This window comes from Streptosporangium sp. NPDC003464, assembly GCF_053588315.1.
The window spans coordinates 1-15,751 of the sequence record NZ_JBSFPS010000021.1 but is presented as its reverse complement, the minus strand read 5'-3'; the positions used below and the strand labels follow the sequence as shown (position 1 = coordinate 15,751).

Genomic DNA, 15,751 nt, shown 5'->3' with positions numbered 1-15,751 from the left:
GACCTTTCACTCTCCGGCGAGTTGCCCGAAGACATGATCAACCCGGCTTTGATGTGTTTGGGGGTGATTGATAGCGGTGAGGGGGAGACGCGTGAGTGTTTAGGTCGCCCTCGTGGCGCTGAGTAACTAGGGTCTGGCAGCGTGAGAGCAATCCGCAGGTTCACCGTCCGCACCGTCCTTCCTCCGGAGCTGGCCTCCCTCGGCGAGCTTGTGCACAATCTGCGCTGGTCATGGCATCCCGAGACGATCGACCTGTTCGCCGAGGTCGATCCGGTCGTCTGGGAGCGCGTAGGCCATGACCCCGTCGCCCTGCTCGGCGCGGTCGACGCGGGCCGGCTCCGCGAGCTGGCCGCCGACCGCCGTTTCCTGAGACGGGTCGCCGACGCGGCGGACGACCTCCGCGAATACATGACCGCGCCGAGGTGGTACCAGACCATCCCCGACGCGCCCCGGGCCATCGCCTACTTCTCGCCCGAGTACGGCATCGCCGCGGCCCTGCCGCAATACTCCGGCGGGCTGGGCATCCTCGCCGGCGACCACCTGAAGACCGCCAGCGACCTCGGCGTGCCGATCCTGGCGGTCGGCCTGCTGTACCGGCACGGCTACTTCACCCAGTCCCTGTCGCCCGAGGGCTGGCAGCTGGAGCACTACCCGTCCCTCGACCCCGGCGGACTGCCGCTGACCCTCCTGAAGGAGGAGGACGGCACGCCGGTGCGGATCGCCCTCGGCCTGCCCGAGGGGCGCGTCCTGCACGCCCAGATCTGGGTGGCCCAGGTGGGGCGGGTCCCGCTGCTGCTGCTCGACTCCGACGTGGCCGAGAACGACACCGCCGCCCGTGACGTCACCGACCGCCTGTACGGCGGGGGCACCGACCACCGGCTGCTGCAGGAGCTGCTGCTGGGCGTCGGCGGCGTCCGCGCCATCCGGGCCTACTGCCGGGTGAGCGGCCATCCCGAGCCCGAGGTGTTCCACACCAACGAGGGGCACGCGGGCTTCCTGGGCCTGGAGCGCATCCGCGAGCTGACCGAGAGCAGGCTCTCCTTCGAGGAGGCCCTGGAGGCGGTCCGCGCCGGGACGGTCTTCACCACCCACACACCCGTCCCCGCGGGGATCGACCGCTTCCCGGCCGAGATGATCGCCCGCCAGTTCGGCGGCGACAACGCGTGGCCCACGGTCCCGGTGGAGCGCATCCTGGCGCTCGGCGCCGAGGAGGAGCCGGGCAAGTTCAACATGGCCGCGATGGGCATGCGGCTGGCCCAGCGGGTCAACGGGGTCTCGGAGCTGCACGGCGCGGTCAGCCGGGAGATGTTCCAGGGGCTGTGGCCGGGCTTCGACGCCGAGGAGATCCCGATCGGCTCGATCACCAACGGCGTGCACGCGCCCAGCTGGGTCGGCCGGGAGATCATGGAGCTGGCGGGCAGGGAGCTGCCCACGCTGGTCGAACGGGCCCAGGGCTGGGAGGGCGTCAACAAGATCTCCGACGCCGACATCTGGAGGATCCGCGGGCAGCTGCGCGGGCGGCTGGTCGAGGCCGCGCGCGAGCGGCTGCGCCGCTCCTGGATCGACCGGGGCGCCTCCCGCGCCGAGCTCGGCTGGATCGACGACGCCCTCGACCCCGACGTGCTGACCATCGGCTTCGCCCGCCGGGTCCCCTCCTACAAGCGGCTCACCCTGATGCTGAGCGATCCCGAGCGGCTGCGCGGGCTGCTGCTCGATCGGGACAAGCCGGTCCAGATCGTGATCGCGGGCAAGGCCCACCCCGCCGACGAGGGCGGCAAGAAGCTCATCCAGCAGATCGTGAAGTTCGCCGACCGGGAGGACGTGCGGCACCGCATCGTCTTCCTGCCCGACTACGACATGGCCCTGGGGCAGCTGCTCGTCCAGGGCTCCGACGTGTGGATGAACAACCCGATCCGGCCGCTGGAGGCGAGTGGCACCTCCGGGATGAAGGCCGCGCTGAACGGCGGGCTCAACCTGTCCATCCGCGACGGATGGTGGGACGAGTGGTACGACGGCACCAACGGCTGGGCCATCCCCACCGCCGACGGTGTCGCCGACCCCGACCGCCGCGACGAGCTGGAGGCCGGCGCGCTCTACGACCTGATCGAGCACGAGGTGGCCGACCGGTTCTACGACCGCGCCTCCGACGGCCTGCCGCTGCGCTGGCTGGAGATGGTCCGGCACACCCTGACCTCCCTCGGCCCCAAGGTCCTGGCCGGCCGGATGCTCCGCGACTACGTGGTCGACCTCTACACCCCGGCGGCCAGGTCTGCCCGTGCCCTGGTGGCCGACGGCTACGAGCCGGCCAAGAGCTTCGCCGCGTGGAAGCTGCGGGTGAGCCAGGCGTGGCCGGGGATCCGGGTCGAGCACGTGGAGGCCGCGAACCTGGGCGACACCCCCGAGGTGGGGGCGGCACTGGAGCTGCGGGCGACCATCGCCCTGGGCGAGCTGCAACCCCAGGACATCCGGGTCCAGGCCGCCTACGGCCTGGTCGGGCTCCATGACGAGCTGGTCGGCCCGGCCTACACGGACCTGACGCTGGAGGCGGACGGCGACGACGGCAAGGCGGTCTTCAGCGGCACCATCCCGCTGGACCGCACCGGGTCCTTCGGCTACACCGTCCGGGTCGTCCCCGACCACCCTCTCGTGGCCGCCCCCTCCGAGCTGGGTCTGGTGGCCGTGCCGGAGGAGCCGGCGGGCATGACCAACGGCACCCTGCGCTGAGCCGGGGACCGGCCGGCTGAGACCGGCGGGCCGGCCGGGGGAGCGGAAGTCCCCCGGCCGGCCCGCGGTCCCGCCGAGCCGTCCCGGGACGCTCAGGCGACGGAGACCACGACGTCGTCGGCCTTGACGAACATCACGCGGTGGCCGAACTGGATCTGGTAGTACTTCAGCTTCCCGCGGACCACCACGTGCTGGGAGGCGTCGAAGGTCACCGCCCGGTAATACTCGCCCTGGGTGGCGAGGCCGAGGGTGTAGCGCTGGCCGGCGGCGAAGGTGTACTGCAGCGGTGTGATCGCCTGGACCGGCACGTTCGCCGGGTAGGCCTCCGGCTCCGGATAGGCCCTGCCGTACACCGGGACGCTGGCCAGGCCCGGCTTGGGCGTCACCACCAGGCCGCGCGAGGGGACCGCGGTGGGCTGGGCGGCGGGGTTGTGGAACCAGGCCTTCTGACCGAGATACCAGATCGCCGTCCAGTCGCCCTGGCGCTCGGCCACGGCGTAGCGCTGGCCGGTGTTGGCGCGGGCGCTGTGGTCGTAGACGCTGTAGAGCGAGTCACCGGTCGGGTGCTTGCCGATGTCCTTGACCAGCGGGGCGTCCTGGCGGGGCTCGGTGCGCAGCCAGATCGACGACGAGCCGTGCGGCGCGCAGTCGGCCGTGGGGTTCTTGCGGTCGCAGCCGTAGTAGTAGGGCTGGTTCTTGTCGTAGTCGGGCAGGATCATGACCGACTCCGCCTTCGGGCCGCCCGAGCCGTGCAGCGGCTTGCCGAGCAGGTCGAAGTAGTGCGCCCAGTCCCAGAAGGGGCCCGGGTCCTCGTGCATGCCGCGCACGGTGCTCGGCAGGGTGCCCGGCACGTTGTCGTGGCCGATGATGTGCGCGCGGTCCAGCGGGACGCCGTGCCGCAGGGCCAGGTAGCGCACCAGCTTGGCCGAGGTGCGGTACATCGCCTCGGTGTACCAGGCGCCGCCCTCGCCGAGGAAGCCCTCGTGCTCCAGGCCGATCGACTTGGCGTTGACGTACCAGTTGCCGGCGTGCCAGGCGACGTCCTTGGTCCTGACGTGCTGGGCGATGTGACCGTCGCTGGAGCGCAGCGAGTAGTGCCAGCTCACGTAGGTGGGGTCCTGCACCAGCTTCAGGGAGGGGGCGAAGTAGCCCTCCATGTCGTGGATGACGATGTAGTCGACCTTCTGGTTCCGCGGCCGGTCGGACAGGTCGTGGTTGCCGTAGTCGTCGTCCGGCAGGGCCTGGTAGGGCGCCGGGACCCACTCGCAGGAGACCGTGGGCGGGCACTCGACGCCGTCCCGGCGCGGCCGGTGCAGCCCGAGCTTGTCCAGCCACTTCTCGAACTTCTTCAGGCCGGGCACCGCGGCCAGGCCGACCCTCTGCCCGTCGTCGGTGACCCGCTCGGCGCCGCCCTGGATCGTGGTGTACACCTCGTCGGCGAAGAACTTGGCCGCCTCGGCCTCCTCCGCGCCCGAGTAGCGGGCCACCGCGCCGTACCACTCGGCGGGGTCGGCGCTGAGCGGCGCGCCGAGCTGCTTCTGGTAGTCGGCCAGCAGGGCCGCGCCGCCGCGGATGTTCACGGCCGGGTCGGCGCGGAGCTGCTCGCGGCTCGCGCCGGTGAGCTCGGCGGCCTTCTCCAGGGTCTTGAGCGAGGCGGGGATCTCGGCCGGGGCCGGGGCCTTCCCGGTGACCGTGCGCGGCCGGCTCTCGTCGCCGCGGGGGTCCTCCTCGCCCTGGCCGTGGTGCTCGGCGGCGCCCTCGGTGACGAGCGCGGCGGCGTCGGTGAGGTGCATGGGGCCGAAGCCCGCGGAGTTGCTCGGCCGGCCCGCGTTGGCGTCCCAGCGTGACTCCAGGTAGGACACGCCGAGCAGGATGCTCTCGGGGACGTCGTAGGCCTTGGCGGCCTCGGTGAAGGCCGCCTGCCGGTCGTCGGGGGCCGCCTGGGCGGCCGACGCCGGCTGTATGAGGGCAAGACCGCCGACGGCCATGACGGCTGCGGCCGCCATGCGGAGCGGTGCGGATCGTTGCATGGGGGTGCTCCTCGGCTGGGGGATCCGATGCAAGTCAGACTGCGAAGTTAAGATCGCGATGTCAATAAGTTTCTTCATATTTGTGACAGTTGGAGAAGAGTTTCTTCACCATGCGGGTCCGGCAAGGGGTGAACCGTCATGGATGCGCGCGGGTCTCCTCGCGCCGGGCGCCGGACCGCTCTCCTCGCGATGGGCGCCGGGCCGCCGGTCAGGCGGCCGCCCGGGGAGCGGCTCCGCGCGGGCACCTCGGCGACGGCCTCCGGCGGCGGCTCCGCGACGGACGCCTGAGGATCGCAGAATGCCGTGCGGGCTTCCCGTGGAAAGCCGGAGAACTGGCCGAACGATTGCCTACGGCACCGCCGGCGGCTCCCTCAGCACGAGCTCCAGCAGGCCGGGGAAGGCCTCGTCGAACTCCGGCCGGCGCAGCCGGTTGACCCGGCGCGGCCCGGCGTCGCGCTGTTCGAGCAGGCCGGCCTGGCGCAGCACGGTGAAGTGGTGGCTGCGGGTCGCCTTGCTGACCGGCAGGTCGAAGGTGCCGCAGGCACGCGCCCAGTCGGGCTCCCCGGCCAGCTCGCGCAGGATCGCCCGGCGTACCGGGTCGGCGACCGCGTCCAGCGCGGCCTGCAGGGAGACGTCCGCCGGGTGGACGTGGGTCAGGCTACGGGCCCGGGCGGAGCTGGGCGGGCCGTCCGGTTCTGGCCGTGCGCTCATGTGATCGACCTCCGTCGAACAGCCTAGGAGATCCTGCGACGGACCGTCCCCAGCGGATGGCCGGGGCCGGGGCGGGCGCCACCGGCCGCCCGTCCCGCGGCGGCGGGCGCGCGCGAGGTCACCGGCCGGCCTCCCGCACGGTGGCGGGGATGATGCGGTGGTCACGCTGGAAGACGAGGTTGTGCAGGTCCGCGGTGGCGATGGCGCGCAGGGTGGGCAGCTCGGCGGCGGCCTCGCCGGGGGTGAAGACGTTCATGGGCCACTGGCCGACGGTGCCGCCCTGCAGATGCGGGTGGTGGAATCCGGCGCCGTAGAAGGCGTGCAGGACGATCGGCTCGATGCCGGCGGCGCGCTGCTCGGGCCAGGCCAGGGCCCAGACGGCGTCAAGCCCGCCGTCGGCCGTGCGGCGTACGCCGGTGGCGATGATCTCGCCGGTGCCCAGGAGCAGCCCGGAGTCGATCTCGCCGAGCGCCTGGCGGGCGTACGGGTCGAGGAGGGCGACGGCCTCGCGGAAGTGCCGCTCCTTGCCCTGGCGGGAAGCGGCGTGGCCGTGGGTGCCGTCGCGGAGGTCGGCGAAGTGGCGCAGGAGCGCCGCGGCGTGGTCGGGGACGCCGGTGGTCATGTGGTCTCCCGGGAGTGGACGGCGGCGTAGGCGGTGCCGAGCCGGTGACGGAAAGCGGGGTCGGTGAGGAAGGCGCCGTGCCGGCCGCCGGGGAACCGGAGGAGGCGGGTGGGGGTCCCGGCGGCGCGCAGGCGGTGGGCGTAGGCGAGCACGTCGTCGGCCACGGGATCGAGGGTGCCGACGGCGAGGACGGCGGGCGCCGCCCCGGTGAGGTCGGTGGCCTCGGCCGGGGTGCTGTAGAGCGGGGTGGGGGCGGTGGCGGCCGGATGGCGTCCGGCGCCGCCGCGGTAGTCGCGCCAGGCCGCCGCCAGCTCGGCCGGGCCGGGGAAGGCGTGGGGGCGGCGGTGATAGGAGGGGGCGTGGCAGCCGGGGTCGATCGGCGGGTAGGCCAGGACCTGCGCGGCGAGCGGCCGGTGCCGGTCGCGCCAGACGAGGGCGGCGGAGGCGGCCAGGGTGGCTCCGGCGCTGTCACCGCCGACCGCGACCGGGCCGGCGCCGTGCTCCTGGGCCCAGTCCATGGCGGCCAGCAGGTCGGTGAGGGCGGCGGGGTGGCGGTGGGCGGGGGCCAGCCGGTAGTCGACGCTGACGACGGTGGCCCCGGCGGCGTGGGCGAGGTCGGCGGTGGCGGCGTGCCAGCCGGCCGCCGACCCGGCGCGCCAGCTACCGCCGTGGGCCCACACCAGCCAGCCGTGCGGGGCGTGCCCGGGCCGGTAGACCCGGGCGGGCACGTCGTGGCCGGGGCCGGGCAGGGTGACCGGCCACCAGCGCCCCCCGGCGCCGCCGGGGGGTCGGTACGCCCCGGGGCGGGTCACTTGACCGCCGCGCGCCTGTCACGGCGGGGGGAGAGGAAGGCTCCGGCGAGCAGCGCGCCGGCCAGGACCAGGGCGGAGTTGACCAGGACGGCGAGGCTGACACCGGACAGGACGGCGTCGGGGCCGGTGGTGCCCAGGGCGGTCATGCGGGCGGTGGCGATGGCGCTCATGATCGGGATACCCATGGTGATGCCGACCTGCTGGGTCATCGTGGCCAGGCCGGTGGCCAGCCCCTGCTCGGAGTCGGGCAGGCCGGAGGTGGCGGTGACCATGAAGCCGACGATCATCAGCATGTTGCCGACGCCGCCGATGAAGGTGGCGGCCAGCAGCAGCCAGATCCAGGCGCCGGAGGTGCCCAGCGCGACCAGGGCGAGGGTGGCGGCGGCCTGGACGGCGCCGCCGGTGACGATGGTGGCGCGGTTGCCGAACCGGCCGACGGCCTTGCCGCCCAGGGTGCCGCCGATGACGGTGCCGACGCCCAGGACGCCGAAGGCGAGCCCGGTGGCCAGCGGGGAGTAGCCCAGCACCTCCTGCAGGTAGAGGGTGAGCAGGAAGACCAGCGAGGTCTCGGTGACGAAGGCGATCAGACCTGTGGTGTTGCCCCAGATCACGCTGCGGCGCTTCATGATGCGGACGGGGACGAGCGGGGCGGCCGAGCGCTTCTCGATGAACCAGAAGCCGACCAGCAGCACGGCGCCGGCGGCCAGCGCGGCCAGGGTGGCAGGGGCGGTCCAGCCGCCTTCACCGGCCTGGGTGAGGCCGTAGACCAGGGCGAGCAGGCCGCCGGTGACGGCGATCGCGCCGGGGACGTCCAGCTTGGGGCGCTCGGCGGGGCGGGAGTCGGTGATGACGGACGGGGCGAGGGCCAGGACCAGGGCCGCGACCGGCACGTTGACGAAGAACGCCCAGCGCCATGAGAGCAGGTCGGTGAGCAGGCCGCCGAGGATGGCGCCGGCGGTGAAGCCCGCGGACATGAGCGCGCCGTTCAGGCCCAGGGCCCTCTCCCGTAGCGGCCCCTCCTTGAAGGCGGTGGTCAGCAGGGAGAGCCCGGCCGGGGTGACGGCCGCGGTGGCCAGGCCCTGCAGCACGCGGGCGGCCAGCAGCATCTCGGGCGAGGTGGCCAGGCCGCCGAGGACGGAGGCCAGGCCGAGCACGGCCATACCGCCCAGGAACAGGCGCTTGCGGCCGAACAGGTCGGCCACCCGGCCGAACAGCAGGGTGAAGCCGGCCGCGGCCAGGGCGAAGGCGGTGGCGATCCACTGCAGGTCCGACAGGGCGAAGCCGAGGCCGGCGCCGACGACGGGCAGTGCCACGTTCAGGATGGAGAAGTCCACCGCGATCATGAACTGGGCCCCGAGGAGCAGGGTCAGCACCAGCTTCTGCCGCCCTGTCATGCGGGTCTTCTGCTGCTGGTCGGCCGCGGACGCCGGTCCGGCCTCCGGGGCGTGTGGAGCGTGATCGAGCACGGACATGGGAGTCCCTCCTGAGAAAGGGGAAGTTCTAACGGGGCTGTGGTTCCGTTAAGATGAGACGACCATAGCACCGATGGGCATGTAAATGGAACTGGAGAACCGTTATGACCGTTGAAGGCGCGGAGCCGGGGACCGTACGGCCCGGCGGCAGGACGGCCCGGGTGCGGGAGGCGGTCCTGCGGGCAGCCGGGGACTGCCTCGCGGAGCGGGGTTTCGCCCATCTCGACCTCGCCGACGTCGCACGCCGCGCGGACGTCGGCAAGACGACGGTCTACCGCCGCTGGGGCACCACCACCGGCCTGGTGGCCGACCTGCTGGTGGACATGGCCGAGCAGTCGCTGCCACGCACCGACACCGGCTCGCTCATCGGCGACCTGAAGGCCAATGCCCGCCTCGTCCAGCGCACGCTGACCGACCCGCGCCAGGGCGCCCTCTTCAAGGCCGTGATCGCCGCCGCCACCTGTGACGAGCGCACGGCCGAGGCCCTGCACCGCTTCTACGAGACCCGCGTCGAGGAGTGGGCCGTCTGCGTCGAGCAGGCCGTGGCCCGCGGTGAGCTGCCCCCGGGCACCGACGCGCAGGAGGTGATCCGCGCCGTCTCCGCCCCCCTGTACTACCGGCTGCTGGCCAGCGGCGGCCCCCTCGACGAGGCGTTCGCCGACCGCGCCGCCGAGGCGGCCGCAGCCGCGGCGCGCGCCGGCGCCTACCGCGGCCGCCCCTGACGCCCGCGGGCCGGCCGTGCCTCGCGCAGGGCTGTGACCAGCGACTTCATCGATCCACGCGGGCGGTTCCGGGCGCGCGCGAAGTATTGTCCGCCTCCCGGGGTGGGAATGGCTACAGAGCCGAGACCTCACTCACAGCCCGGAGACGACAGTGAACGGATGGACGTTCGAAGGCCAGCCCGGCGCGCTGGGCGACACCACGGTGACGCTGGTCGAAGGCGGGTCCTTCTGCGTGTGCACGCGCAGCGGCGACATCCTGCAAGGAGGGGCGCAGGGCGTCTACCACGCCGACACCCGGCTGCTGTCGCGCTGGGAGCTGAGGGTGGACGACGTGCCGGTGGAGGCCCTCCGGGTGCTCACGGGCGAGCCGTACCACGCGACGTTCATCGGCCGGGCGGGGCCGCGGCCGGGACGCGCGGAGAGCACGCTGCTGGTGGTCAGGGACCGCTACGTCGGCGGGGGCCTCCGCGAGGACCTGACCCTGCGCAACCTGTCCGACGAGCCGGCCGGATGCGTGGTCGACATCCACCTCAGCTCCGACGTGGCGGACCTGTTCGAGGTGAAGGCCGGCCGGATCCGTTACGTGCCCGACGTGGAGATGACCCCCGACGGGGCGGGGCTGCTGGTCTTCTCCACCAGCCGCTCGCGCGGGGCCAGAGTGGTGGCCGACCCGGCGCCGTTCGCCGTCCCGGGCATGCTCATCTTCCGGACCGTCGTCCCCGCCCGGGGCGAATGGACCGTCAGCCTCCAGGTCAACCCGATCCTGGAGGGGGAGGAGTCGCCCGCCTGGTTCTCCACCCGCCATCCGGTGGAGCACGCCGAACCGGCCAGGCGCCGCGCCGACTGGAGGCGTCTGAGCCCCTCCGTCAGCACCCCCGACCGCGCCCTCGCCCAGGTCCTGCGCCGCTCCAGGGAGGATCTGGGGTCGCTGCGGCTGTTCGAGCCCGACCGGCCCGAGGAGCCGCCGAGCATCGCCGCGGGCGCGCCGTGGTACATGACCCTGTTCGGCCGCGACTCGCTGCTGACCTCGTGGATGGCGCTCCCGCTGGACCAGTCCCTGGCGCTCGGCACCGTGCGGCGGCTGGCCCGGCTGCAGGGCAGGATCGACGACCCGCTCACCGAGGAGGAGCCCGGCAAGATCCTGCACGAGCTCCGCTTCGGCGCGCAGCCGGGCGTCTCGGCGGACGGCGGCCTCGCCTACTACGGCTCGGTCGACTCCACCCCGCTGTTCGTGATGCTCCTGGGCGAGCTGCGCCGGTGGGGCGTGCACCAGGAAGCGGTCGACGAGCTGCTGCCGAGCGCCGACGCCGCCCTCGAATGGATCACCAAGTCGGCCGACCCTTTCCTGTTCTACCGCCGCAAGACCGACCACGGCCTGCTCAACCAGGGCTGGAAGGACTCCGTCGACGGCGTCAACTTCGCCGACGGCACCCTGGCCCGCCCGCCCATCGCCCTGGCCGAGGTGCAGGGATATGTCTACGCCGCCTACAACGCGCGCGCCCACTTCGCCCAGGAGGTCGGCGACCAGGTCCTCAAGAAGCACTGGAGCGACCGCGCGACGCTGCTCCGGGAGGCGTTCAACGAGCGGTTCTGGCTGCCGGACCGGGGCTACTACGCCATCGGACTCGACGCCGCGGGACGTCCCATAGACAGCCTCGCCTCCAACATGGGGCACTGCCTGTGGACCGGCATCATCGACGAGGACAGGGCGGCCTCCGTCGCCGGGCACCTGCTCTCCCCGGAGATGTTCACCGGGTACGGCGTGCGCACGCTGGCCTCCACCATGGGCGCCTACAACCCGATGAGCTACCACAACGGCTCGGTCTGGCCGCACGACAACGCCATCATCGCCGCAGGCCTGATGCGGTACGGCTTCGCCGAGGAGGCGCAGCGGATCGCGTTCGGCCTGCTGGACGCGGCCGAGGTCTTCGGCTGGCAGCTTCCGGAGCTGTTCTGCGGCTTCAGCCGGGACGACTTCGCCTGGCCGGTGCCCTTCCCCACCTCCTGCTCCCCGCAGGCCTGGGCCGCCGCCACCCCCATCCAGCTCGTCCGCTGCCTGCTCCGGTTCGACCCGTGGATCCCCTACGGCCACATCTGGCTGGCCCCCGTCGGGCTGGACAACCTGCGGATCACCGGGATCCCGATCGCGGGCACCCGGATCGACGTCGAGGTCGCCGGCGGCGAGATCTCCGTCACCGGCCTGCCCGAGTGGATCACCGTGCACCGTGAACCACGCCATCCCACGACGGCGGTCCTCCATCACGTCCCCTGAAGCCCCCTCCCCAACCCCCCGCCCCCGGTAGCTCGATCAGTTGAATCCGGATGCTTCTGACCGGCCGGAAGGCCGTAGGCGAGGTTGGCATGATCTCTGAGACAGGTTTTTCGGAATGGCCCGACGGGCTGCGCATCGTGATGATCGCCCCGCCGTGGTACGACGTACCGCCCCACGGTTACGGGGGCATCGAGTCGATGATCGCCGAGCTGGTCGCCGGGCTGTCCCGGCGCGGGCACGACGTCACCTTGATCGGGGCCGGCCGGCCGGGGACGTCCGCGCGTTTCCTGGCCACCTGCGACACGCCGCCCTCCGAGCGGATCGGCGAGGCGATGCCCGAGGTGCTGCACGCGGCCAGGGCGCAGGCCCTCGTCGCCGGGCTCGACGCCGACATCGTCCACGACCACTCGCTGGCGGGGCCGCTGACCGCCGACACGCGGCCCGTGCCGACCGTGGTGACCTGCCACTACGACGTGGAGGGCGAGTTCGGCGAGTATTACCGGGCGCTCGGCGAGACCGTGTCGATGGTCGGCATCTCCGATGCCCAGCGGCGGTCCGCCCCGGACCTGAACTGGGCCGGGACCGTCCACAACGCCGTCGAGACGTCCTCATTCCCCTTCCGGGAGGACAAGGAGGACTGGGTGCTGTGGCTCGGCCGGTTCAACGGGGACAAGGGCGCGCACCTGGCCATCGACGCCGCCCGCGCGGCCGGGCGGCGCATCCTGCTGGCCGGCAAGCTCACCGAGCAGGTGGAGCACCACTACTTCGAGGAGCAGGTCAGGCCCCGGCTCGGCGCCGACGCCGAATACATCGGCGAGGCCGACGCCGTCGGCAAGCGCGAGCTGCTGGCGGCGGCCCGCTGCCTGCTCTTCCCGGTCCTGTGGGAGGAGCCGTTCGGCATGGTCATGATCGAGGCCATGGCCTGCGGGACGCCCGTGGTCGCGCTCGGCCGGGGGGCCGTTCCCGAGGTGGTGGTGGACGGGGTCACCGGGTTCGTCCGCGGCGACGCCGGGGAGCTGCCCGAGGCCGTCGAGGCGGCCGGCGGGCTCGATCCGCACGCCTGCCGGGCCCACGTCGCGGGCCGCTTCGACGTCGAGGTGATGACGGAGGAGTACGAGAAGGTCTATCGCCGGGTGATCGCCGGCCCCGCCGGCCCCGCGGAGGAGCCCATGAGCCTGGCACTGCCCGCCAACTAGGCCGCGCCTCTATGTTGGGGTGACGGAATTTTCGGCGGAGGGACGGCCATGGGTGAGTTCGTGCGGGTGGAGACGGCCGAGGGGATCGCGACGATCAGGCTGGACCGGCCGAAGATGAACGCGCTCAACCGGCAGGTGCAGGAGGAGATCGCGGCCTGCGCCCGGCAGGTGGACGCCGACCCCGGCGTCTACGCCGTCGTCCTCTACGGCGGGGAGCGGGTCTTCGCGGCGGGCGCCGACATCAAGGAGATGGCCGACATGTCCTACGCGGACATGTCGGCGCACTCCGCGGTGCTGCAGAGCTGCTTCACCGCCGTGGCGGAGATCGGCAAGCCGGTCATCGCCGCCGTGACCGGCTACGCCCTGGGCGGCGGCTGCGAGCTGGCCCTGTGCGCCGACATCCGGATCGCCGGCGAGTCGGCCAAGCTCGGCCAGCCGGAGATCCTGCTGGGCATCATCCCCGGGGCGGGCGGCACCCAGCGGCTGCCCCGCCTGGTCGGCCCCGCCAGGGCCAAGGACCTCATCTTCACCGGCCGCCACGTGCCCGCCGCCGAGGCGCTGGAGATCGGGCTGGTCGACAGGGTCGTCCCCGACGCCGACGTCTACACCGAGGCGCTGGCCTACGCCGCCAGGTTCGCCGGCGGCCCCGCCCTGGCCCTGCGCGCCGCCAAGCAGGCCGTCGACCGCGGCCTGGAGGTCGACCTGGACAGCGGCCTGGAGATCGAGCGCCTGCAGTTCTCGGCCCTGTTCGCCACCGATGACGCCAAGGCCGGCATGCGCGCCTTCGCGGAGAAGTCCCAGGCCAAGTTCACCGGCCGCTGAGGCGTTCCCGGGCGGGACGGCGCGGGCACCGGTCCGGGCGGTGCCGATGTCGGCAGGACCCTCCGGGTAGATCAGGCTTTGCCGGTATCGTTCCAGACTATGGTTCGGTCAGTGAAGCACGCTCTGGTGCCTGCCCGCCTACGGCGCGCGGTGCGCGGCTGGTTCGACTCCCGATACATCTCCCTGGCCGATCATCGCCAGGACATCAGGGACGCGCTCTGGGAGGTCCAGACGCTGAGCCGGGAGGTGACCGCGCTGCGGGCCGAGATCGACAGGCTCCGGGCGCAGGTGGCCAAGGCGGGGGTCGAGGAGGCCCGGGCCCGCCGCTGGGACGACGCTCACCGGCTGGCCCAGGAGACCGCGGTCGCGATGGACCGGCTGCTCCAGAACGAGGTGCTGCTCTGGCAGGCCGTGGACCGCCTCGCCGGGACCGGCGCGGACCGGTCCTCCGGGAGCCGTGCGGACCGGTCCTCCGGGAGCGGCGCATGAGGGCGACCTGGGCCGCGGACGGCGGCGTCTGGCATCTCACCTTCCGGCTCGATCCCGAGGACGCCATCACCGGGTTCTGCGCCGACGGCCAGCCGCTGAAGCTGGCCACCAACTCCTTCCGGGTCGAGCTGCCGCGCGAGCCGTACGACGTCCACCCCGATCTGTCGGCCCTGGCCGCGTGGACCGTCGTCGCGCCGTGGACCCGGCGCGCGATCGTCTTCGACCGGCCGGTCTCGCCGGAGTTCGCCGCGGCGATCCGGTCGGGCTGGGGGATCGAGGCGGGGCCCGTCGGCGGGGCGGCGCGCTCCGGCGGCAGACTGGCGATCTCCTACAGCGGCGGCGCCGACTCCGCGGCGGTGGCCGCGATGCTGCCCGACGCGCCGTTCGTCCACTTCCAGCGGGTCTCCCACCCGCGCGTGCCCAACCGCTGGACCCACTACCGCGCCGACGTCCTGGCCTCGCTGGCGGCGCGGACCGGCCGCGAGCTCACCGTCGTCCGTTCCGACCTGGAATTCACGCTCGCCGAGCCCCGGCCCGGCTACCCCGAGCACCACGCGGTGGCCGCCGGGGCGCTGCTGCTGGCCGACGAGCTCGACCTGGGCGGGCTGGCCTTCGGCTACGAGCTGGGCTCGCGCTGGCTGGGCGGGGACCGCTACCTGCTCCGCTACACCCCCGACAACCCGATGTGGTCCCCGCACGGCGCCTGGGGCCGGGCCTTCGCCGCGGCGGGCGTGCACATCGTGCTCCCGGTGGGCGGGGTGAGCGAGGCCGTCACCATGCGCCTGGCCCTGGAGTCGGACCTGCGCGAGCAGGTCCGCTGGTGCCTGCGCGGGGTGGACGGTCCCTGCGGCACCTGCGGCAAGTGCCTGTACAAGGAGCTCATCCAGGCCGCCGTCGAACGCCGCCCGCTGCGCACCACCGTCACCCCGGGCCGCCCGGTCGCGCGCAAGTGGCAGGAGCCCCCGCCGTACGGCGGGCAGGAGATGATCGAGTACGGCTGCGCGCGGGTGCCCGGCGTCGAGGACACGGTCTTCGGCAGGGCCGCGGAGTTCCTGGGCGCGACCGAGGCGTCGACGTCCTGGCTGGAGCGCTGTTACCCGCCCGCGATCGAGGAGATCCCCGAGCCGTGGCGAGAACAGGTCCGTGACTTCATCGCCGAAGAGGTCGGGTTCATGAGCGACGACGAGGCACGCCGCGTCGAGACATGGGGGATGTCGTGAAGGTCTACCTCTCGGTGGACATGGAAGGCGTCACGGGGTTGACGGACCCCGAGGAGATGCACGCCGGAGGCCGGGGCTACGAGCGCGGCTGCGAGCTGATGACCGGCGACGCCAACGCGGTCATCCAGGGCGCCTTCGACGCCGGGGCCGAGGCCGTGCGCGTCAACGACGCGCACGGGTCGGTCAAGAACCTCCGGATCGACCTGCTCGACGAGCGGGCCACGCTGATCCGGGGGCCGGGCAAGCCGCTGCGGATGGGACAGGGGCTCGACGCGAGCTACCGGGCGGCCTGCTTCGCCGGCTACCACGCGCGGGCCGGGGTCCAGCACGGAGTCCTCAACCACACCTGGATGGGCAAGGAGATCCAGAACGTCTACCTCAACGGCGAGGTCTGCGGCGAGACCCGGCTGGTGGCGTCGTTCGCCGGGTCGCTCGGCGTGCCGGTGGCCCTGGTGACGGGGGACGAGGCCGTCTGCGAGGAGGCCCGCGAGCTGCTCGGCGACGTCGAGACCGTCGCGGTCAAGAAGGGCGTCGACAAGTTCTCCGCCGAGCTCCTGCCGCCGGCCGTCGCCCAGGCCCGCATCCGCGAGGCCGCCGCCCGCGCGCTCAACCGGGTCGCGGACTTCCGTCCCTGCGCCCCCGAGCCCCCGTTCACCCTG

The 15,751-nt window shown here is 73.0% G+C and carries 13 protein-coding genes; 8 read left to right on the top strand and 5 right to left on the bottom strand.

Annotated features, from left to right (window positions below):
- The first annotated feature begins 141 nt into the window (after positions 1 to 141).
- A complete protein-coding gene (glgP, locus tag ACWDS7_RS07500; RefSeq protein WP_451928559.1) occupies positions 142 to 2,724 on the top strand; it encodes an alpha-glucan family phosphorylase in 2,583 nt (860 codons plus the stop codon).
- Positions 2,725 to 2,816: 92 nt separating this feature from the next.
- On the opposite strand, the gene ACWDS7_RS07495 is transcribed toward glgP, so the two are convergent.
- The 5 genes from ACWDS7_RS07495 to ACWDS7_RS07475 all read right to left on the bottom strand — a co-directional run bounded on the left by ACWDS7_RS07495 (position 2,817) and on the right by ACWDS7_RS07475 (position 8,371).
- Complete coding sequence (locus tag ACWDS7_RS07495) at positions 2,817 to 4,754, bottom strand: N-acetylmuramoyl-L-alanine amidase (RefSeq protein WP_451928558.1); 1,938 nt, start codon at positions 4,752 to 4,754, stop codon at positions 2,817 to 2,819.
- A 348-nt stretch (positions 4,755 to 5,102) separates the two neighbouring features.
- Positions 5,103 to 5,465, bottom strand: coding sequence for an ArsR/SmtB family transcription factor (locus ACWDS7_RS07490; protein WP_451928557.1), 363 nt, complete (start codon positions 5,463 to 5,465; stop codon positions 5,103 to 5,105).
- Positions 5,466 to 5,583: 118 nt separating this feature from the next.
- Complete coding sequence (locus ACWDS7_RS07485; protein WP_451928556.1) at positions 5,584 to 6,087, bottom strand: hypothetical protein; 504 nt, start codon at positions 6,085 to 6,087, stop codon at positions 5,584 to 5,586.
- Complete coding sequence (locus ACWDS7_RS07480; protein ID WP_451928555.1) at positions 6,084 to 6,899, bottom strand: alpha/beta hydrolase fold domain-containing protein; 816 nt, start codon at positions 6,897 to 6,899, stop codon at positions 6,084 to 6,086. The genes ACWDS7_RS07485 and ACWDS7_RS07480 overlap by 4 nt, the downstream gene beginning before the upstream one ends.
- Entirely contained in the window at positions 6,896 to 8,371 is a 1,476-nt protein-coding gene (locus tag ACWDS7_RS07475; RefSeq protein ID WP_451928554.1) for an MFS transporter, read from the bottom strand. Before ACWDS7_RS07475 ends, ACWDS7_RS07480 begins: the two co-directional genes overlap by 4 nt.
- 104 nt (positions 8,372 to 8,475) lie before the next feature.
- Between ACWDS7_RS07475 and ACWDS7_RS07470 the strand changes: the two genes are divergently transcribed.
- The 7 genes from ACWDS7_RS07470 to ACWDS7_RS07440 form a co-directional block, all read left to right on the top strand.
- Positions 8,476 to 9,093 (top strand): TetR/AcrR family transcriptional regulator, encoded by a 618-nt coding sequence (locus ACWDS7_RS07470; protein WP_451928553.1) that lies wholly within the window; start codon positions 8,476 to 8,478, stop codon positions 9,091 to 9,093.
- 151 nt (positions 9,094 to 9,244) lie between these two features.
- Positions 9,245 to 11,365 carry an amylo-alpha-1,6-glucosidase gene (locus ACWDS7_RS07465; protein ID WP_451928552.1) on the top strand — a complete coding sequence of 707 codons (2,121 nt, stop codon included), beginning with the start codon at positions 9,245 to 9,247 and terminating at the stop codon, positions 11,363 to 11,365.
- Between the two features lie 89 nt (positions 11,366 to 11,454).
- Positions 11,455 to 12,561, top strand: coding sequence for a glycosyltransferase family 4 protein (locus ACWDS7_RS07460; protein WP_451928551.1), 1,107 nt, complete (start codon positions 11,455 to 11,457; stop codon positions 12,559 to 12,561).
- 48 nt (positions 12,562 to 12,609) lie between these two features.
- Positions 12,610 to 13,383, top strand: coding sequence for an enoyl-CoA hydratase/isomerase family protein (locus tag ACWDS7_RS07455; RefSeq protein WP_306864731.1), 774 nt, complete (start codon positions 12,610 to 12,612; stop codon positions 13,381 to 13,383).
- A gap of 111 nt (positions 13,384 to 13,494) precedes the next feature.
- Positions 13,495 to 13,872: a hypothetical protein gene (locus ACWDS7_RS07450; protein WP_451928550.1), complete on the top strand. Its 378-nt coding sequence runs from the start codon at positions 13,495 to 13,497 to the stop codon at positions 13,870 to 13,872.
- A complete protein-coding gene (locus ACWDS7_RS07445) occupies positions 13,869 to 15,092 on the top strand; it encodes a DUF6395 domain-containing protein (protein ID WP_306864737.1) in 1,224 nt (407 codons plus the stop codon). Before ACWDS7_RS07450 ends, ACWDS7_RS07445 begins: the two co-directional genes overlap by 4 nt.
- Positions 15,077 to 15,751 (top strand): M55 family metallopeptidase (locus ACWDS7_RS07440; protein ID WP_451928549.1); only part of this gene is annotated, 675 nt, incomplete at its 3' end. The genes ACWDS7_RS07445 and ACWDS7_RS07440, both read left to right, overlap by 16 nt.